Genomic DNA, 21,596 nt, shown 5'->3' with positions numbered 1-21,596 from the left:
GAGGGTCACACACATGCGGAAGTCGACTCGAGCCGGCGCAGGATCTGTTGCAGAAACGCGCGCGGCCTGCGGGTCGCGTAGAAGTGGTCGCCGGGCATCGCGATCGGCTCGTCCGCGTGAGCGAGCCAGTCGCGCCACGCGGCGACTTCGTCGCGCGACGCCTCGGCGTCGCGGCTGCCGTAGACGAGCAGCGTCGGCGTGTCGATACGGCGCCGGGCGGCATGCGGCGGGCGGCGATAGGCCTCGGTGATCCGGAAATCGGCGCGCAGCATCGGCAGGAAGATCGCGAGCAGCGACGGATCGGACAGCAGCGTCGGGTCGCTGCCGCCGATCTCGACGAGCTGATCGACGAACGCGCGGTCGTCGAGATGGCTGAGCAGGCGCCGCCCTTGCAGGTGCGGCGCGTGGCAGCCGGACAGCACGAGCGCGAACGGCGGCGCGCCGCGCCGCTCGAGGCGCTCGCAGGTTTCGAACGCGACCTGCGCGCCCATGCTGTGGCCGGCGAGGATCAGCTTGCCGGGCGACGCGCGCGTGTCGATCAACTCGTCGGCGAGCTGATCGGCGAGCCCGCCGATGTCGTCCGCGGCCGGCTCGCGCATCCGGTGGTCGCGGCCCGGATAGATCGCGAGCGCGACGTCGACGCCGAAATCGTCGACCTGGCGCCAGTCGCGGAACGCGCTGCTGCTGCCGCCCGCGAACGGGCACATGACGAGCCGCCACGCGGCCGGCTCCGGCGACGCGATCCATGGGCGCAGCATCCGCCGCTCGTTCATGCCGCCACCTGCTCGTCGGATTGCGCGTCGACGAGCGCGCGCGGATCGATCGCCGGCGGCGGCGCGACGCTGCGCTCGCGCGCGGGGCCCGCGCATTGCAGCGCCTTTTGCCAGACGCGGGCGAGCGCGAGCTGGTAGGCGGCGTCGAACGCGGCGGGCGGCGGCGCGCCGTCGAGATGCCGGCGCAGCGCGTGCAGCACGTGCGCGACGCCCGCGGGGCCGTCGGCCTCGAGCGCGTCGCGCCAGCTCGCCGGCGCGGGATGCAGCGGCAGTGCGGGCGGCAGGTCGAGATGCGCGCCGTCGGCGCCCGTCGTCCGGTACGCGCTGCGCTGGCTGTCGCGATGTCGCGGGTCGTACAGCGCGGCGGTCCAGACGACCGGGCCGTAGCTCGCCTCGAGCGACAGATAGCCGGACGGCCAGCCGAGCGTGAGCTGATGCATCGCGAGGCTGTGCAGATCGGGATCGTCGGGATCGAGATAGGTCTGCAAGCGCAGCGTCGCGCGGCATCCGGGCAGGCCGATTCGCAGCGTGCGGAACGCGGGATCGTCGTCGGCGGCGCCGTCGACGGTCGCGTCGACGGCGCCGCTCGCCTGCAGCAGCAGATCGAGCGACGAATAGAGCAATTGCCGGCTCGTGGCGAGGTGCGCGAAATGCGCGGGCTCGCCGCCGAGCGCATGCCGCACGCGCCGCGCGCGATCGATCCAGCAGCGGCCGGCCGGCGTGTGCGCATAGAAGCTGTTGACCCAGTGCGCGCATTCGCGCTGCGCGGCGAGCCGTTGCAGGCGGGCGATGTCGTCCGGATGCAGCGGATGCTCCTGCACGACGTGCACGCCGCGTTCGAGGAACGCCTGCGCGAGCGACGTGCCGGCGCCGCCGACGACCGTCGAGCGGACGACCACGCACGCGATGTCGATGTCGCCCGGCACCTCGTCGATCGACGTGTAGAGCGGAATGCCGAACGCGTGAGCCAGTTGCCGCGCGCGCGGGCTGCCGTTCGCGAGGAGGCCCGCGAGCTCGAGCCCCGGCTGCGGCGCGAGAAACGCGTTCAGATAGGTTTCGCCGAATTTCGCGCCGGCGACGAGTACGCGCCTGTTGCGCGCGTGAGTGGATTTCATGCGACTTTCTCCTGCGGGCGGCGATGGTCGTCGCGCCACTGCCGGAACAGGGCGGCGACATGTTGCGCTCGTGCGTCGTCCATCACGAGCGTCCAATGGTCTGCGTCGAGCGTGTGGCGTTGCGCGTGCGCGCCCCAGCCGTGCCAGTCGCGCTCGGCCGGCTGCCAGACGGACGGGCGATGCGCGGCGGCGATCCACAGGCAGCGGATCGGCAGCGGGGCGGGCGCGGGGTGGCGCGCGAGCAGGCCGAGCAGATCGCCGATGCGTGCGAGCCAGCGCTCGCCGTCGGCGGCGTTCGAGCGTTCGGGCAGCAGCCCGGCCGCCTGCGCGGCGTGGACGAAGCATGCGGTCTGCTCGTCCGCGTCGCGCTGTTCGAGATCGTCGGGCAGCGGCACGGCGACGCGCCCTCGTGCGAGCAGACGCAACAGCGATGCGCGATCGGCGTGGCGGAAATCGTCGCGGCACACGGGATCGAGCAGCACGAGTTCGACCGTCTCGCCGCGCGCGTGCAGCAGGCGCGCGGCCTCGGCGGCGACGGTCGCGCCGTACGACCAGCCGATCAGCGTGTACGGCCCGTGGGGCTGCGATGCGCGCATCGCCTGCACGTAACGGCCGGCGAGCGCGCCGAGATCGGCGGGCAGCGCGGCGTCCGGCGCGCGCAGGCCGTGGACGCGGCAGTCGAGGCGGCGCGCGAGCGTCACGTACGCGGCGAGCTCGCCGTCGGACGCGTGGAACACGAACACGCGCGCCGGATCGCGTCCTTCGGCAAGGGGCACGACGCAGTCGCCCGCCTGCGCTTCGGTCGCCGGCGGCGCGGCCAGCGTCGCGCAGAACGCGCCGAGCGTCGGCTGCGCGAAGAGCGCCTGCAGGCTCGCGCCGCGCATGCCGCCGCGATTGAGCTGCGCGATCATGCGCGTCGCGATCAGGCTGTCGCCGCCCGACTGGAAGAAGTCGCTGTCGCGATGGATCGGGCACTTCAGCAGCGCCTGCCACGCTTCGCCGACGCTGCGCTCGAGCGCGGCCTGTGCGTGCGGGTCGCGCGGCGGCGCGACGGGCGCGCGCGCCGCGCGGGCCGGCGTTTCGTCGGCCGCTTCGCGATGCCGCTCGGCGACGCGGTCCGCATATCGATCGATGCGCTCGCATTGCCGGATGCGCGCGGGCGGCAGCGCGCGGCCGAAGCGCGCGCGCAGCTCGCGTTCGAGCGCACGGGGCTCGAGCCGGCCGACGTGCGTCGCGCGCGCGAGCACGAGATGCTGGCGCAGCGGGCTGCGTTCCTGCTCCGGCCACGCGAGCTCGACGGTGAAGCCCGCCTGCCCGAGCGCGTCGCGCCATGACGGCAGATCGAGCATCGGCTTGTCGTCGGCCGTGCGGAAGTCTTCGTAGCCGTTCAGGCCTTCGATGAAGCCGATGCTCGCCATCTGCAGCGCGCTGTCGCGTTCGGTCGCCTCGATCATCAGCAGGCGGCCGCCCGGCTTCAGCAAGCGCCCGAGGCGGCGCAGCGAGCGCACGACGTCGCTCGCGTCGTGCAGCACGTTGACCGCGACCACGACGTCGTAGCCCGCTTCGGGATGCGCATCGAAATCGACCGGCGCGTTGATGTCGAAGATCGCGTAGTCGAGCTTCGCGTGATCGGCGAAGCGTTCGCGCGCGGCGTCGAGGAACAGCGTCGACACGTCGGTGAAGCGGTAGCCGTGCAGTCGGCCGTCGAGCGCGGGCACGAGATGGCGTGTCGTCGCCGCGGTGCCGGCGCCGACTTCGAGCACGCGCAACCCGCCCGCCGGCTCGCCGAGCGCGCGCGCGATCTGCGCGGCGCTTCGGTTCAGGCAGTCGATCGCCGGATTGTCGCTGTACAGCGCGCGGGTGACCGCATCGTCGTCGTCGAACAGCAGCGCGAGCGGCGCTTGCGTGCCGTCGAACAACGCGTCGTGGCGCGCGATGCATGCGTCGAGATACGCGCCGAGCGCGCGGCTCCAGTCGGCTTGCGGCAGCGCTTCGGCCGCATCGGGAACCGCATCGAGCGCGCGCTTGCAGACGAACGCGTCGCCTTCGCGCCGCAGCCAGCCGCGCTCGCCGAGCGCGATCAGCCATTGGCGCGCCAGCCGGCGATACTGCGGCAGCGCGCGCAGGCGCGATTGCACGTCGTCGAGATCGTGGCGCTGCCCGGCTTGCGCGAACAGGCCGTGGCGATTCAGCGTCCGGGCGATGCCGTGCAGCGCGCGCGCTTCGAGCCAGCGCCACGTCGCGTCGATTTCCGCGAGCTGAGCGGCGTCGAGCATCGGCAGCGCGGACGCCAACGCCAGCGGCGCGTCGAGCGACGGCGGCGGCGCGCCGCATGCGTGCGCAGCGCAGACGACGATGTCGAGCGTGCGTCCGTCCTCGGCGAGCGCGGCGTCGGCGTCGGCCACGCCGTGCTGCGCGCGCAGTGCGTCCTCGATGTCGCGCAGATCGACGCCGGCGTCGACCGGGTCTTCCGAATCGCCTGCGTTGCCGACATGCAGCGGCCAGCGCCGACGTTCGAAATCCGCCCATGCGCCGTCGTCGCGCAGCTTCGCGAGCCCCGGCTGCATCATCCGCTCCGGTTGCGCGGCGGCGCCGCGCAGCAGGCACCGGTAATCGTCGAACATCGCCTGCGCGGCGCCGGGCGCGAGCACGTCGTCCATGCAGTACCAGCTGAACACGAGATCGCCGTCGACTTCCATCACCTGATGGTCGAGCCAGACCTGCGGCGTCTGCGTGAACACATGAACGGGCTCGCCGAACAGGCTCGTCATCGCCTGGTCGATGCTCAGGCCGTCGAGCGACATCCCGAGCATGCTCGTGAACACGACCGGCATCAGCGGCCGGCGCGGATCGTGCGCGCGGCCGCGCGACAGCTCGCGCATCAGCTCGACGCCGTTGACCTGGCTGTGCGCGAGGCGCTGCCAGAGCCGTTGCTGCGTGCGCTCGATCGTGTCGCGCAGCGTCGGCCCGCCGCCGAGCGCGAAATCGATCAGCAGCACCGACGTGAAATCGCCGATCAATTGGGAGACCTGCGGATGGTCGGGCCGCCGGTTGAAGAACGTCAGGTTCAGCGTGAAGTCCGGATGCCGGCTCCAGCGTTCGAGCGTGTGCGCGAAGAGCGCGAGCAGCGCGGCCGACGGCGTCGCGCCCCAGCGCTGCCATTCGCGTTTGAGCGTGTCCCAGTCCGCGCGCGCGAGGCGCGCCTGATACGTGGTGAAGCGGGGCCGCGCATCGTCGGCGCGCGCGGGCGCGAGCGGCAGCACGGGCGCGGGCGGCAATTGCGGCAGCGTGCGCTGCCAGTAGCGCCACGATGCCTGCCAGTCGGGCGCGTCGCGGCGTGCGTGCTCGGCGAGCACGTAATCGCGGAACGTGATCTGCAGCGGCTCGAGCGCCGCGCCGCGATACGCGCTCGCGAGATCGTCCATCATCACCTTGAAGCTCTGCACGTCGAACAGCAGCAGGTCGAGGTTCATGTGGAGCCGGTAGCGCGTGTCGTCCAGCTCGGTCACGACGAGCTCGAAGAGCGGCCAGCGGTCGGCGGGCAGCACGCGGTACGACAGCTCGTCGCGGGTGCGTTCGAGCGCGCGCGCCTGCTCGTCGGCGGCGGCGCGCGTCAGGTCGCGCCGCTGCGGCCGGTATGCGGGCACGTCGCGCAGAATCCGCTGGCGGCCGTCGGCGTCGACGATCATCCGGAGCATGTCGTGGCGCGCGACGAGCGCGTTCCACGCGGCCTCGAAGCGCGCGAGGTCGAACGTGTCGTGCCGCATGTCCCATTCGAACAGCACGTGGCACGCGACGCCGCCGTACGCGATCAGATCCGTGCGGCCGAGCCAGTACGCGTGCTGGATCGGCGTCAACGGGAACGGCTCGAAGCGGTTCGCGGGATCGTGGACGAGGATGCCCGCGGCCGGATCGGGCGCGCCGGCGCCAGCGGGCGCGGATTCGGCGATCAGGCGGCCGATTCCGGCGACTGTCATGTCGCGGTACGCGCGCTCGGCGTCGAGCCTCACGCCGAGCTGCGACTCGACCGCGCTGCGCAATTCGAGGAACAGCAGCGAATCGAGGCCGAGCTTCAGCAGATCGCGTGTCGGCGTGAGCTGCGCGAGGTCGTCGAGCTTCAGTTGCGCGGCGATGCGCGCGGTCAGCCAGCGGCAGACGGCCTGGGCGTCGCGCGGATCGGGGCGCTCGGCGGCGAGCGTTGCGCCGGCGGCGGCCGGTGCGCAGGATTCGGCGGAAACCCCCGCCGCCGGGTTGCGCGCGAGTCGGGCGGGCGATTGATCGGCGTCGGTGCCGAACAGCGCGCGGCGGCCGACGTCGAGCCGCTCGTGCAGCACGCGCATCGCGAGCCGGTACGGCGCGCCGCGCATCACGGCCTGTTCCAGATGCCATAGGCCCTCCGCGGTCGACAGCACGCCCATTCCGTTTTCCGCGAGCTTGCGCTGCAACGCGGATTGCGCCGCGCGGCCGGCTTCGCCCCACGCGCCCCATGCAACGGAGATCACGCTCGGCGTTTCGTCGCCGGCGTGCGCGTCGGCGAGCCCGTCGAGATACGCGCTCGCGAGCGCGTGCGCGCCTTGCCCCGGCGCGCCGAGCGCGGCGGCCGCCGACGAATAGCAAACCAGATAGCGCGCGCCGTGCGCGCCGAGCCAGTCGCGCAGCACGCGCGCCGCGTCGGCCTTCAGCGCGAGCACGGGCGCGACGCGTTCGGCGTCGAGCGCGGCGAGCGGCGCATCGTCGAGGATGCCCGCCGCATGAATCGCGCCCGCGACGCCGCCGTCGGCGTGCAGCGCGCGCAATGCCGCCGCCAGTTGCGCGGGCTCGGCGACGTCGCAGCGCACCCAGCGCAATTCGCCTCGATGCTGCGCGGCGATTTCGCGCTGGAACGCGGGCCAGTCGTCGTGCGCGCGCGGCGCGACGAGCGCGATGCGGCGCGCGCCGTGGCGCGCGAGCCAGCGCACGCTCAGTCGGCCGAGGCCGCCGAACGCGCCGGTGACGACGTGCCAGCGTTCGTCGGCGAACCCGCCGGCGGGCAACGCGGGCGCGGCGTAGGGCTGAGCCGCGAGCGACGGCGCATGCACGCGGCCGTCGCGGACCGCGAGCCAGCGCGCGCCGTGGCCGAGCGCGCCGAGCGCGCCGAGCGCCGGCGGCAGATCGCGCCATGCGGCGTGCGGATGCAGATCGATCGCGGCGAGCATGCGGTCCGGCTGCTCGGCGGCCGCGACGCGCAGCAGCCCCCAGGCGGCGCGATGGGCGGGCGCGACGGGATCGTCGGCGCGGATCTTCCATGCGCCGCGCGTCACGACGACGAGCGGCGCACGGCTTGCATCGGACAGCGCGTCGAGCAAGGCGGCGGCGACCTCGTGCGGCGAATGCGCGTCGGAGTCAAGCACGAGCAGCCGGCACTCGGCGCTCGGCGAGACCGGGACGCCCGCCGCGCGCAGCGTGTCGGCGAGCGGCGCGGATTCGGCGTGCAAGGCGATGTCGCTCGCATCCGGCGACGCGTCGGGCACGGGCCGCCAGCGCCAGCCGTAATGCGTGTCGCGCGCCGGCTGCGGCGCGGGCAGGTCGCGGGCGTCGGAGCCGGAGTGGCCATGGCCGGAGTCGGCATTGGCGTCGGCGTCGAGCGGCCGCCACGCGCCGGCCTCGTCGCGCGCGTCGAGCGCGATTCGCGCCGCGCCGAACAGGCTGCCGCACCAGCGCAGGCGCACGAGCGTGAGCCATGCGGGCGCGCATTCGGGCGCACGAATCGCCGGAGCCGCCCGGCCGCCGCCGTGGCGGGCCGCCAGTTCCGCGGCGCTGCGCGCGAGCCGTTGCCGCCACGCGTCGCGCTCGCCCGCGCAATCGGACCAGTCGGCGAGATAGACGCCGTCGTCGGTGAGCGGCTGGCCGACCAGCGGATCGGCGTCTTCGTCGAGCCACGACGCGGCGCCCGCCGGGCGGCCCGGCATGCTCGCGAGCACGATGTGCTCGCTGATGCCGGACGTCGGCGCGCCGTCGTCCGGCAGCCAGTCGACGCGCTCGAAGCCCGCCTCGACGCATTGCGCCTTCCAGCGCGCGGTCGACAGGAACAGCTCGCCGCCGCGCGCGTCCTCGTCGTGCAGCGGCAGCACGAGCGGGCCGAACACGAAATCGAAGAGCCGCATCGGCCGCGTGATCTCGCGCATCAGCAGGCGGCCGCCCGGCTTCAGCAGCGGCGCGAGGTTCGCGAGCGTGCGGCCGACGTGCTGCGTCGCGTGGATCACGTTCGCCGCGACGATCAGATCGTATGCGCCCGCTTCGAAGCCTTGCGTTTGCGCATCTTTCTGCAAATCGAACACGCGATAGTCGACGCATCCGTGAGCGGCGAATTTCTGCTCGGCGCGCCGCGTGAAGATGGGCGAGATGTCGGTGAAGTCGTAGCGCACGTTCGGCGCGCCGTCGAGCTCCGGCAGCAGCCAGGCGGTCGTGCCGCCCGTGCCGCCGCCGACTTCGAGGATTCGGAACGGGCGATGCGCGCGCCGGCCCGCCTGCCGCTCGCGGACGAGCCCCGCGACGACGCCCGCGGCGATCTGGTTGAAATAGCGGCCGAAGCTGAATTCCTGATACAGCACCTCGACGCCGCTCGACGCGCTGTCCGGGAAGATCACCGCGACCGGCTCGATGTCGCCGCGCATCATCGCGTACAGGCTGTCCCCGGCGCGCGCGACGGTGTCGGCGATCGCGTCGAAGCCTTCGCAGCACTCGCGCAGGATTTGCAGCAGCGCGTCGCGATCGGCGTGCGGCACGGCGAGCGCGAGCGCGGGGGCGTAGCGGTCGCCGTCGCGGCGGTAGTAGCCGTCTTCGACGCACGCGTTCAGCAACCGCACGAGCAACTGGCGATGCCGCGGCAGCAGACGGCCCGCGCGCAGGATGCCGAGTGCGCTCGCGCCTTCGTCGAAGCGCTCGCCGACGCAGCGGCGCACGAGCCGGTCGACGTAGATCGCATGCAACTGCGTGACGCAATCGTAGAGCCGTTGCAGGCGCGGCAGATCGAGCGAGGCGGCGGCCGTGGCCGCGATTCGCCGGCCTTCGGCGAGCGCGAGATCGAAATCGCCGCCGTGCGCGGCGGGCGGTGCGGCGGCCGCTGCCGGCCGCGCGTCGCGCCAATAGCGCTCGGTATCGAACGGATAGCGCGGCGCGTGCAGCTTGCGGCCGGACGAAGGCAACACCTTCGCCCACGGTAGCGCGACGCCCGCCGCATAGAGCTCGAGCAGCGCCTGCCGCGTTTGCGCGAGCGCGGGCTGCCGCCGCCGCGCGCTCGCGATCCAGCGCGCGCCCGGCTGCGCGCCGCGCAGGCCGATGCCCGTCAGTTGCGCATCCGGCCCGAGTTCGAGAAACACGTTCGCGCCCTGCGCGAGCGCGTGACGGATCGCGTCGGCGTAACGGACCGGCTCGCGCATGTGCCGCCGCCAGTAGTCGCGCGCGTTGAGCCCGTGCGCATCGATCGGCCCGCCGAGCAGCGTCGACACGAGCGGCACGCGGCCGGGTGCGGCATTCAGCTGCGCGGTCGCGCGCTCGAACGCGTCGAGAACCGGATCGAGCAGCGCCGAATGCGCGGCGCCCGTCACCGCGAGCCGCGCGTGCCGGATGTTGCGCGCGACGAGATCGGCCGCGAGCGTGTCGATCGCATCGCTTCGGCCGGAGAACACGAGATGGCGTTCGTCGTTGTACGCGGCGACGTCGACGCCGGCGCACGCCGCGAGCGGCAGCAACGCGTCGGCGCCGGCGAACGCGGCGAGCATCGCGCCCTGCGCGCAGCGCTGCATCAGCGCGCCGCGCAGCCGGACGAGCGGCATCGCCTGCTCGATCTCGTAATGCCCGGCGACGACCGCGGCCGCGTATTCGCCGACCGAATGGCCGATCACGAGCTGCGGTTCGAGACCGAGCGCCCGCCAGTGCGCGGCCATCGCGAGTTCGAACGCGACGATCGCGGGCTGCGCGTAGTCCATCCGTTCGAGCAGATCGCCGCGCTCGCCGAACATCGCGTCGCGCAGCGGGACGTCGAGTTCGCCGTCGCAGGCCGCGAAGCAGCGATCGAGACACGCGGCGAACGCGCTCGACTGCCGGTAGAGCGTCTGCCCCATGCCCGGCCAGTGCGAACCCTGGCCCGTGAAGAGCCAGGCCATCTGCCCGGCTTCGCCGCTGCCGCGATGGACGAGCGCATCGTCTTCGCCCGCCGCGAACGCGTCGAGCGCCGCGATCGTCTCTGTGCAGAACGGCACCGCGAGCCGGTGCGGCAGATCGAGCTGCCGGCCGTGCAGCGCGGTGTGGAGCAGGTCGCGCGCGTTCGCGCGCTTCAACGCATCCGCATAGCTGCGCGCGAGGCGCTGCAGCGCCGGCTCGCTCGCCGCGCTCAGCAGTAGCGCCGCGCCCGCGTCCGGCTGTGCGTGGCTGTCGTCGCTTTCGCTCTCGCTTTCGCTTTCGCCTTCGCTTTCGGTTTTGCCGTCGCCATTGCAGTCGATGTCGCCATTGCCATTGCCATTGCCGTCGCCATTGCCGCCGACGGCCGCGCGCAGCGCGTCCGGCAGCGACGCGACGACCATATGGCAGTTCGTGCCGCCGATGCCGAACGACGACACGCCGGCCACGCGCGATGCGTCGTTCCACGGCTGCGCGTCGGTGGGCACGAAAAACGGGCTGTCGTCGAGGCCGAGCGCCGGATTCGGCTTGCGCAGATGCAGGCTCGGCGGAATCGCGCGCCGCTCGACGGCAAGCACGGCTTTCAGCAGGCTCGCGATGCCGGCGGCTGTGTCGAGGTGCCCGACGTTGCCCTTGACCGAGCCGAGCGCGCAGCGCGGCCCTTCGTCCGCCCGATGGAAGACGCCGCGCAATGCTTCGAGTTCGATCGGATCGCCGAGCGGCGTGCCGGTGCCGTGCGCTTCGACGAGGCCGATCTGCGTGCTGTCGACGCCCGCGAGCATCAGCGCGTCGCGAATCGCGTCGCGCTGGCCGGCCGCCGACGGCGCCGTGTAGCCGACCTTGCGGTCGCCGTCGTTGTTGATTGCGCTGCCGAGCAGCACCGCGACGACGGGGTCGCCGTCGCGCAGCGCGTCGCCGAGCCGGCGCAGCACGATCGCGCCGACGCCGTTGCCGGCGAACGTGCCCTGCGCGTCGGCGTCGAACGGCCGGCAACGGCCGTCGGGCGAGAAGATCATGCCCGGCTGATGCAGATAGCCCGCGTGCTGCGGAAACGACACGGCCACGCCGCCCGCGACCGCCATGTCGCATTCGCCGGAGCGCAGGCTCTCGCATGCGAGGTGCGCCGCGACGAGCGAGCTCGAGCACGCGGTCTGCACGGCGAGCGCCGGCCCGCGCAGGTTCAGCTTGTACGCGACGCGCGTCGCGACGTAGTCCTTGTCGTTGCCCATCAGCGACTGCAGGCCCTTGACCTGCGCGACTTCGGCGATCCGCAGCGGTTCCTGGCCCGGATACGTGCTCACGCGCGCCGAGCCGAACACGCCGGTGCGATGCGCCACGTTGCGCGGCGCGTAGCCCGCGTGCTCGAGCGCATGCCAGACGATCTGCAGGAAGAGGCGCTGCTGTGGGTCGATCGATTCGGCTTCCTGACGGGAATGGCCGAACAGCGCGGCGTCGAACGCGTCGGCGTCGCGCACGACGGTGCCGACATTGACGAAGTTCGGCGCATCGATCGTCGCGGCGTCGAGGCCCGCGTCGAGCATTTCCTGCCGCGTGAAGCGGCGGCTGCATTCGGCGCCGGCGAGCAGGTTGCGCCAGAACGCGTCGCTGTCGTCCGCTTCGGGGAAGCGGCATGCGTGGCCGATCACGGCGATCGGCTCGCCGTGCGGGTAGTGCGTCGCGAGCAGCGCGTCGAGGTCCGCGGCCGGGCGCGCGGACGAGGTGGCTTTATCCATGACTGGTTTCGAGAGAGGGTTCGTGAACGGCGGGTGAGGGCGCGGCCGCGGCAGGCCGCGCGAGCCGGCGGCACAGTCGGATCGCGGGCCACAGGCTCGCGACGGCCAGCGCGGCGAGCAACGCGAGCACCGGGCGATAGCCGGTGACGTCGCTCACGCGCAGCACGGCCATCGACATCAGCATGGCGACGGCCATGTCGGTCGACTGGAACAGCGCATAGTCGGATGCCGGCTGGTGAGGGCGGGTGAGCCCCATCAGCACGTTGTAGAGCGTGACGAAGCCGATCGCCGCCGCGACGTTGACGGCGCCGAACGCGAGCGTCCATTCGCGCACGCCGAAACGCGGATAGCCCGCGGCGAGCACGCCCGCGATCAGCGGGAACGTGAGCATCACGGGCAGCACGCAGCGCCATGGGCCGAAGCGGCGCATCGCCCAGCCGCCGAGCGCGATGCCGATGCCGCTCGCGACCGTGCTGTAGATCGTGACGACTTCGCCGAGCGCGCTGAGGCCGAGCCCCGCGTCGACGAGCAGCACGGTTTGCAGCGCCATCAGCCCGCGCATCGCGACGAGGTAGACCGCGGTCAGCGCGAGCGCGGGCCCGATGCCGCGCAAATCGCGCCACCGCAGGCGCGGACGCGCCGAGCCGGCGGGCGTGGCCTGCATCGGCTGCCGGATCAGCAGCGGCGGGATCGCGAGCAGCAGCGACAGCGCGGCGATGGCCGCGAAGCCGTAGCGCCATCCGGCATGCTCGGTGATCGCGAGGAACACGAACGAGCCGAGCGGAATGCCGAGATAGCTGCCGCCGACCTGCGCGACGTTCGCGAGCGGGCGGCTGCGCGCGTCGGTCGTGCAGATCGCGATGCCGTTCGCATAAATGCCGTGGCTCGCGGACAGCAGCGACAGCAGCGTCAGCGCCGCGACGATCGCGCCGGCCGCACGCGCCGGCGGCAACAGGCCGATGCATGTGATGACGGCGGCCATGCAGAGCTGCAGCGCGACGAGGCTGCCGAGATAGCGGTTGCCGCGCAGCGGCCGTGCATGACGCTCGCACCACGGCGCCCACAGGAACTTGCCGACCCACGGCAGCATCGCGAGCGACAGCCAGCTCAGTTGCGCGAGATCGGCGCCCGCATGCCGGAAGTAGCCGACGACGCCCTGCATCGTCAGCGCGCTGACCATGCCCTGGTGCGCGTAGTACGACCAGTACGGCAGATAGCGCTTCATGCGGCGGCTCCTCGCCGGCGTTGCAGATTCGCCTTGCGTTGATCGAGGCGCGCGCGGCGGTTCGCGTCGTCGGCCCGGGCGGGCGCGCTCGCGCCGCCGAGATGCGCGGCGAGCGCGTGCGGCGACGCGTGCGTGAAGAGATCCGTCACCGCGAGCGACGCGTAGCCCGCGTGCCGGAGCCTGACGTGCCATTGGACGAGCTCGAGCGAAGTCGCGCCCGCCTCGAAGAAGCTCTGCCGCGCGGCGATCGGCAGGCCGAGCGTTTGCTCGAAGTGCTGGCGCAGCCGGCCGACGAGCGCGGCGTCGACGGGCGTGTCGCCGCGGGCTGCGTCGATCGGCGCGGCGGCGGCGTGCGTCGCGGTCGCGGCGCTTGCGGCGGCGGGCGCGTCGCCGCGCGGCGTCCGCGCGCCGGCCTGGCCGACACGCGGCACGAGGACGTCGAGCGGCAGCCGCCACGCCGATGCGTCGGACGCGAGCCGCTGCAGCAGCGCGACGTACTGATCGAACATCGCGCGCAGCCGATCGGGCTCGAACAGCGCTTCGACCGCATCCCAGTTGAAGCGCAGCTCGCCCTCCGATTCGTACACCTGGTGATCGAGCCAGACCTGCGGCGTCTGCGAGATGCCCCATCGCGGTTCGAGCCAGGACGCATGCGCGAGGAAGCGGTCGTGCTCGAAGCCGAGCGCGCTCGTGAACACGACGGGCATCTCGGCGGCGGCGCGGCCGTGCCGCTGCGCGAGCTGGCGCATCACCCAAAGCGCGGACACGTCGCGGTGCGCGAGGTCTTGCCACAGCCGCTGCTGCAATCGCTGCGCGCTCGTGAGCCAGTTGTTCGCGGGCTGCCACGCGAGCAGCAGCAGCGACGTGAAATCGCCGAGCACCTGCTCGATCTGCGGATGGACGGGCTGCCGGTCGAACAGCGTGAGGTTCACGCACAGCTCGCGCTGCGCGCTCCACGCGGACAGCACGGCCGAGTACGCGGCGAGCAGCAGTGCCGACGGCGTCAGGCTCGCCGCGCCGGCGCGCGCCTTCAGCGCGTCCCATTGCGCGCGCGTGAGCCGCGCCGACAGGCGCGCGAAGCGCGGCGTGCCGATTTCGCCGGGCGCGCGGCGAAGCGGCAGTTGCGGCGCGCACGGGAGATCGTCGAGCCGGCGCCGCCAGTAGGCGAGCGACGCTTCGCTCGCGCGGCGGCCGGCGGCGTGCGTCACGTAATCGCGAAAACCGATCTCGAGCGGCGGCAGCGCGCGATCGGGCGCGACGTACAGCTGTTCGAGCTCGGCGAGCAGGATCTGCATGCTGAGGCCGTCGAGCAGCAGATTGTCGAGGCATACGTAGAGCCGGCTGCGCGCGCCGCCGTCTTCGGCCGCCTGCACGTCGAACACCGGCCAGCGCGCCGGGTCGAGCACCTGGTGCGCGAGCCGCTCGCGCAGCGCGATTGCGTCGGGACCATCGAGGCTCGCGACGCGATGGCGCGCGAGGACGAACGGCGGCGCGTCGGCGAGCACTTGCTGCCGGCCGTCGCGCACGACCGCGCGCAGCATGTCGTGACGCGCGATCAGGCGGTTCCACGCCGCCTCGAAACGCGCGACGTCGAGCCGCTCGACTTCGAATTCGACGAAGAAGTGCGAGCCGACGCCGCCGAGCGCGAAGCCGGCCTGGCGGCCGACCAGATACGCCTGCTGGACGTTCGTGAGCGGGAACGGCGCGAAGCGCGACGCGGCGTCGCGCCGCAACGCGGCGGCCGCCGGCTCGGCGCGCGGGCGCAGCGTCGCGGCGAAGGCGGCGAGCGTCGGGTAGTCGAACAGATCGCCGAGCCGCGCCGCGTAGCCGGCCCGATCGAGCTCGCCGATCACGCGCGTCGCGAGCAGGCTGTCGCCGCCGAGTTGCAGGAAGTGGCTGTGCCGATGCACGGCATCGATCTGCAGCAGGCGTCGCCACACGTCGGCGACGGCCGTCTCGATTTCGCCCTGCGGCGCTTGCCGCGCGGCGTCGGCGGCGTCGGCAGCGGCGGGTGAGCAGTGCGAGAGGAGCGCCTTGTGATCGATCTTGCCGTTCGCGGTGAGCGGCAACGCGTCGATGAAATGCAGGCGCTGCGGCAGCATGTACGACGGCAGCTGCGCGGCGAGCGCTTCGCTCAGCTTGCGCGGATCGGGCGTGCGCACGACGGCGGGCGCGCGCAGCACGAAGCGCTGGTGCGCGCCGACGTCGTCCGCCTGCTCGCACGCGAGCCCGCGCGCGTCGAACGCGCGCCGCCAGTCTTGCGCGCCGCGCAGGCCGTGCTGCGCGGCTGCGCCGTGCGCGAGCAGGTCGGCGCTGACGAGCGCGAGCGCCGACGCGCGACGCAGCTCGGTCACGTAGACGAGCGCCGACGGCGCGGCCAGCGCGGCGAGTTCGCCGAGCGCGGGCTCGCCGAGGCGGTGCAGCGCGTTGTTGGCCCAGATCGCGTCGGCGGCGTGCGCGAGGTCCTTCAGCGCCGCGGGGTCCGCGCGCCGCGCTTGCGCATGCGGGAATTCGGCGAGGCGCGCCTGGGCGCGCAGCACCATGTCCTGCGATGCGTCGATAGCCGTGTAGGTGAGCTGCCGCGCGTCGAGACGGCGCAGCAGCGCCTCGCCGAACATGCCGCTGCGCGCGCCGGTCTCGACGAGTCGCACGGGCCGCGCGAGCGTGCGGGACAGCGCCGCGAGCGCGGCGGCGAGCGCGTCGATCGTCCGTCCGGCGCCGTCGCTGCGCAGCAGCAGCGATTCCGGCGACCAGAACGGGTGATCGAGCAGCGTGTGCGCCGGGCGTTGCCCGCGCAGGATCGCGGCGAGCGCGTCGTGGTGGGCGAGCAGCGCGTCCGCGGTCGTGAACAGCGGATCGTCGGCGCGCGGCCGGCGGCGCGCGCCGTCGTGGCGCGGGCCGCGGCGGTATGCGCCGCGCTCTTCGGCGACGCGGCCGTGCGCGGCGAGCAGCGCGAGCCAGCGTGCGAACAGCGCGCGCCACGCCGGCTGCGCGCCGTATCGCGCGAGCGCCGCGTCGACGTCGAGCGGCGTGTCGAAGTTCACGCCTTCGCGTTGCAGATGGTCGTGCAGGAAATCGGCGACGAGGCGCTCGACGTCCGCATCGGATTTCGCGATCGCGGCGGGGGCGTCGCAGGCGGCGGCGTTCGCGCGCGGGTCGCCGCCGGTGTCGGCATCGACATCGACATCGACATCGGCGGAGCGGGCGTCGTCGCCGTTCGCATCCGCATCCGCATCGGCGCTTCGCGCGATGCCGGATGCGTCCGGCGGCGCGAACCATGCGCGAAAGTCGGACGGCCATGCCGGATCGGCGCGCCGTTCGTCGAACAGCGCGTCGCCCGACGGCACGACGAACGCGGCGAGCGATTTGTCGCGTTCGCCGAGCGCGAGCGCGATGCCGGTCTTGACGCCGTCAATGCGATTGAGCGCCGCGTCGATCTCGCCGAGCTCGATCCGATAGCCGCCGATCTTCACCTGCTTGTCGCGCCGGCCGAGAAACTCGAGCGTGCCGTCGGGCCAGTAGCAGCCGAGATCGCCCGTCCGATACCAGCGCCCGTTCGCGTCGTCGACGAACTGCCGCGCCGTTCGCTCGGCGTCGTTGAAGTAGCCGAGCGCGACGCCTTCGCCGCCGATCCACAGCTCGCCCGGCACCCAGTCCGGGCAATCGCGGCGCTGCTCGTCGACGACGCGGTAGCGCTGGTTCGCGAGCGGAAAGCCATAGGGGATCGAGCGCCATTGCGGCGGCACGTCGCCGACGTCGTATGCGTTCGACCAGATCGACGCCTCGGTCGCGCCGCCCATCGCGACGAGCTCGCCGTCGGCGCGAAACGCGCGGTAGCGCGCGGGCAGGTCGAGGCCGATCCAGTCGCCGGAGAGCATCGCGATGCGCAGCGCCGACGGCGCGCCGAGCGCGAAGCCGTCGGCGTACGTGAGCAGCATGTCGAACAGCGCGGGCACGCTGTTCCATACGGTCACGCGATGGCGGTCGATCAGTTCGCACCACGCGGCGGGGTCGCGCCGCTGCGCTTCGTCGACGAGCACGAGCGCGCCGCCCGCCGCGAGCACGCCGAAGATGTCGTAGACCGACAGATCGAAGTGCAGCGCGGACAGCGCGAGCACACGGTCGCCCGCGCCGACGCGGTAGCGGCGGGTGAGCTCCGCGCACGTGTTGAGCGCGCCGCGATGCGGGATCACGACGCCCTTCGGCGTGCCGGTCGAGCCGGACGTGTAGATCACGTAGGCAGGCGTGCGCGGATCGACCGCGACGGGATCGCGCAGCGCGTCGGCCGCGATCGCGTCCTGCCACGCGAGGTAGCGCGCCGGATCGTCCGCCGCCGCGACCGCCGACGGATCGTCGCGACACGCGAGCACGAGCTTCACGCGCGCGTCGTCGTAGATCTTGCGGCGCCGCTCGTCCGGCTGGTCGAGCGGCACGGGCACGTAGACCGCGCCCGCGTGCAGCGCGCCGAGCACCGCGACGATCTGCCCGACGCCCTTCGACATGCTGACGGCGACCGTGTCGCCCGCGCGCACGCCGCGCGCCGCGAGCGCGCCCGCGCAGCGGCGCGCCTGCTCGGCGAGCGTCGCAAAGCTGAGCCGCGCGTCGCGATGGATCAGCGCGACGGCGTCAGGCGTGCGCGCGGCCGCGTCGAAGAAGCCGTCGTGCAGGCAGCCTTCCGGCACCGGCCGCGCGGTGTCGTTCGCGCGCGCGCGAGCCGCGCGCTGCGCGTCGGGCATCGGATCGGGCAGCGGCTTGCGCCATGCGTCGGGCTCGCGCACGAGGCGCCGCACGAGCGCGACGTACGCGTCGAACAGCGCGTCGACGAGGCCCGGCGGAAACAGCGCGTCGATGCTGTCCCATTGCAGCCACGCCGACGCGCCGTGCTCGAACGCGAGATGGTCGATCCACACCTGCGGCGTCTGCGAGATGCCCCACGCGGGCTCGCCGAGCGCCGCGGCGGTGTCGCGGCCGTACAGCGGCCGGCCGAGATTGCTCGTGAACACGACGGGCGCGCCGTACGGATGGCGTTGCGCCTTGCGCAGCTCGCGCAGCAGCTCGACGCCGGACCAGCGGCGATGCTCGTAGGCGTCGGCGAAGGTCGCCTGATTCTCGCGCGCGAGCGCGTCGAACGGCTCGCCTTCGGCGGCCAGATCGATCAGCAGGATGTTGGTGAAATCGGCGATCATCCGCTCGACGGCCGGATCGAGCGGCTCGCGGTCGAACAGCGTCAGGTTCAGCAGCAGGCGCGGCTCGCCGCTCCAGCGCGCGAGCACCGCGCCGAAGCACGTCGCGAGCGCCATCGTCGGCGTGACGCCGGATGCGCTCGCGTGCGCCTTGAACGCGCGCCAGTCGGCGTCGACGAGCTCCGCGCGGCGGCGGCGGAAGCGCACCGGCGCGACGCGCTCGGGCTCCTGCGCGAGCGGCAGTCGCGGCGCGGCGGGCAGCGCGGGCAGCTTCGCGCGCCAGTAGCGTTGCGCGGCGTCGCGCGCGGCCGCGCCGTCGTGCGCCAGTTGCGCGACGTAGCCGCGAAAGTCGTAGCCGCCGCCGACGTCCGGCAGCGCGCGGCCGCCGACGAGCGCCGCGAGTTCGTCGAACACGAGCGTGAAGCTCGCCGCGTCGAGCACGAGCAGATCGAGATCGACGTGCAGGCGATGCCGCCCGCCCGGCAGCAGCGACAGCTGGAAGTCGAACGTCTCGCCGTGCTCGACGTCGAGCACGCGATGGCCGAGGCGTTCGCGCAACGCGGCGAGCGCAGCGTCGCGCGCCGCTTCGCCGCATTCGCGCAAGTCGTGCACGGCGACGCCGGGCCAGCTCGAGCGCGCGCGCCATTGCTGGCTGCCGTCCGCGCGGAACGCGACGCTCAGCATCGGATGACGGGCGATCAGCGCGCGCACGGCGGATTCCAGCCTGTCGGGCGTGAGCCCCGCGCCGTCGAATTCCTGATACAGATGGCAGCCGACGCCGCCGAGCGGCTGCTGCGCGGAGCGGCCGACGAGATACGCATGCTGAACGGGCGTCAGCGCGAACGCTTCGCCGTCGCGCATCGTCGGCCACGAGCGCGGCGCGGCGGGCCGCTCGACGGCGCGCGCAGGGCTGCGCCGCATCAGCGCGAGCCAGCCGGCGAGCGTCGGCTCGCGGTACAGCTCGCGCAGCGTCAGCGTATGGCCGCGCGAGCGCAGCCGGTTCAGCCACACCATCAGGCGCATCGAGTCGAGGCCGAGCTGCAGCAGGTTCGCGTCGGCGTCGAGCCGTTCGGGCTCGACGGACAGATCGGCGGCAAGTTCAGCGGCAAGCTCGGCGCGCAGCGATGCGCCGTCGAGCGCGACGCGGTCGGCTTCGGCGGCGGGATCGGAGGCGAGGCTCGTGTGAAGGTCGGACATGAATGAAGCTCTCGAGTCGGTTGGAATGCGAAATCCCGGAACGCAAGGACGCTCCGCCGGCGCGTCGCGCCGCCGCCCGTTGGCGGGCGATGGCGCGACGCGTCGTGCGGTCGCCGGTATTCGGATGGGGGGCGGAAACGCTCGCGTGACGAGGCGCGTCGGCTGCCGCGGCACGTGCGGCGCCGTGCGCCGGTCAACTCGGCGCGGCGTTCGCTCTCGCGGCGCTACGGACTTCTGCGCGCGGCGCGGCCGGCGTTCGCGCGCGGCCGCCGCCCTGTTCAAGCCACGCCTGCGCCTGTGCGCGCGCTTCGACGTGCGTCGCGGCGATGCGAAACGGGTAGGGCGCATGCCCGGCGCGGTCCCACGCGCGGGCCTTGTCTTCGTAGACGCGCCGCCGCGCGCCGTCCGCCTCGATGCGGATCGCGCCGGCGCACAGCCGCTGCTGCTCGGCGTTGTCGCGACTCCATTGAACATACGCGGATACGAAGCGCGGCGAATGACGCGGCAGCTCCTCGCCGTCCATCACCAGCACGAACGGCTCGGCGCGCGCGTACAGCGCCTTGAACTGCGCGAGCCGTGCATCCGCCTCCGTATCGGGCACCTGCGCGGGCATGTGCAGATACACGAGCGGCCAGGATCGGGTGTCGATGAAGTCGTTCATGAATCCCTCGTCGGTAACGCCACGCAAGCGACAAGACTCGGGACAGACGAACCCGCGCGCGGCCTTCGGGCGACACGCGCAATCGATCGGCGGCCGCCTGAAAGATCCGTTTGAGGATCGGCGAGCCATCGTCTGCCTGCCCCGAGTGCAACGGCGCTGTGCGACGCGCGCTGCCTCGATTTGTCGTGCTTCTTATTATTGAGAACGATAAGCGTTATTGTTTAGAGCCTCTACCCGAAACGGGTTTATTTGCGCTCGTATCGGTATCCGGCCGCCGCCGAAAAACGCTCGCCCGACACGGATGGCGCGGCATCCGCATCGGGCGAAAAGAGGGGGGCGGGAGGGCGCAGCCGGGGTGCGGACAGCGACGGGCGATGTCGCGAAAGAGCGCGTCATGCGGATATCGCGCAAGGCCCGGATGTCGCCGGACGAATCGTCAGCGGCGATGCTTGAACGCCGACGGGTTGACGCCGAACTGCTTCTGGAACGCCGCCGTGAAATGGCTCGCGTTCGCGTAGCCCATGTCGGCGGCGACGGTCATCACCGGCATGTCGGCGCACGCCAGCCGACGGCGCGCCTCGTGCATCCGCTCGTGCTGGAAGAGCCCGTAGACGCTGTGATCGAACAACTGGCGAAAGCCGCGCTTGAGCTTGAGCACGCTGAGCCCCGTTTCCTTGGCGAGCGCCGCGATCGTCGGCGCGCGGCTCAGATCCGCGAGCAGCAGATCGCGCGCGCGCAGCAGCTTTTGCCGGTCCGCGGCCGGCAGCGGCCACGCGTGCTGCGCGGGCTCGCCGTGCGCCTCGATCACGAGGCTCGCGAGCGCGAGGCTCTGCCCGAGCAGCCACAGCGACGGGCGGCCCGAGCGGCCCTGCGCGCATCGATGCCTGTCTTGCAGCGCATGGCTCAGCGCCTGCGCGGTCGCGCGCATCTCGGCGTCGCATCGGCATGGCGCGCAACAGCGCGCCGAATCGAGCTTGCGCTGAAGCGCCGTGTCGAGATCGGGCGCGAGCTCGCGCACGAGATCCGGCCGGATCGACACGGTCACGCTTTCGATTCGGCCCGCATGCATCGCGCGGCCGCTGCAATCGGGCGTGTAGCTGATGCATCCCGTGCCCGCCGACAGCACATGCTCGGTTTCGCGGACGCCGGTGTCGATCGAGAAGCGCGAGCGGCCCTGCAGCGCGCAACAGAAATGCACGCGGCCCCAGTCGTCGCGAAGGTTCATCGAGACCGGCTGCCGCAGCTCGCCTTGCCAGACGAGCACGTCGATGCCGTCCTGCAACGCGACGCGCAGCAGCCGGCAGTCGGGCGCGGATTCGGGGGGCGGCGTGGAATCCGCGAGCAGCGTCGATATCGCGACTTCGGGTGTTGTCGCATGCGTAGGACTGGTAGCAGGCATCGGTGATCGTCTCCGCGCACATACCGATCGGGGTAGAAGTCGATCCGATCGGGGTGGCAATGTAAATGAGAATTGTTATCATTATTGCAATTCCAGTCGCCGCCGTCGAGACGATTCGCTCATTCCGGGAGAGCCGGTCGGTTTCGGCGGCTT

7 protein-coding genes are annotated in these 21,596 nt (G+C 72.6%); all 7 read right to left on the bottom strand.

The features are described 5' to 3' along the window. Nucleotides 1-5 precede the first annotated feature (5 nt). Entirely contained in the window at nucleotides 6-773 is a 768-nt protein-coding gene (locus WT60_RS32025) for an alpha/beta fold hydrolase (protein WP_038755252.1), read from the bottom strand. Next, on the bottom strand, nucleotides 770-1,888 hold the full coding sequence (locus WT60_RS32020) for a Gfo/Idh/MocA family oxidoreductase (RefSeq protein ID WP_038755253.1): 1,119 nt from the start codon (nucleotides 1,886-1,888) through the stop codon (nucleotides 770-772). Before WT60_RS32020 ends, WT60_RS32025 begins: the two co-directional genes overlap by 4 nt. Beyond that, nucleotides 1,885-11,778: a type I polyketide synthase gene (locus tag WT60_RS32015; RefSeq protein WP_060355237.1), complete on the bottom strand. Its 9,894-nt coding sequence runs from the start codon at nucleotides 11,776-11,778 to the stop codon at nucleotides 1,885-1,887. The genes WT60_RS32020 and WT60_RS32015 overlap by 4 nt, the downstream gene beginning before the upstream one ends. Further along, on the bottom strand, nucleotides 11,771-13,003 hold the full coding sequence (locus WT60_RS32010; protein WP_060355236.1) for an MFS transporter: 1,233 nt from the start codon (nucleotides 13,001-13,003) through the stop codon (nucleotides 11,771-11,773). Before WT60_RS32010 ends, WT60_RS32015 begins: the two co-directional genes overlap by 8 nt. After that, nucleotides 13,000-19,383 (bottom strand): non-ribosomal peptide synthetase, encoded by a 6,384-nt coding sequence (locus WT60_RS32005; protein ID WP_060355235.1) that lies wholly within the window; start codon nucleotides 19,381-19,383, stop codon nucleotides 13,000-13,002. The genes WT60_RS32010 and WT60_RS32005 overlap by 4 nt, the downstream gene beginning before the upstream one ends. 193 nt (nucleotides 19,384-19,576) lie before the next feature. Next, the gene (locus WT60_RS32000) at nucleotides 19,577-20,044 is read right to left on the bottom strand and encodes a hypothetical protein (protein ID WP_060355234.1); all 468 of its coding nucleotides are present in this window, start codon (nucleotides 20,042-20,044) and stop codon (nucleotides 19,577-19,579) included. A 436-nt stretch (nucleotides 20,045-20,480) separates the two neighbouring features. Beyond that, nucleotides 20,481-21,443 (bottom strand): helix-turn-helix transcriptional regulator, encoded by a 963-nt coding sequence (locus WT60_RS31995; RefSeq protein WP_038755258.1) that lies wholly within the window; start codon nucleotides 21,441-21,443, stop codon nucleotides 20,481-20,483. Nucleotides 21,444-21,596 lie beyond the last annotated feature (153 nt).

Origin of the sequence: Burkholderia sp. MSMB617WGS (genome assembly GCF_001532025.2) — a bacterium.
GTDB lineage: Bacteria > Pseudomonadota > Gammaproteobacteria > Burkholderiales > Burkholderiaceae > Burkholderia > Burkholderia savannae.
Note: the sequence above shows the minus strand (reverse complement) of the source record. Positions and strands in the feature narration are given on the sequence as shown.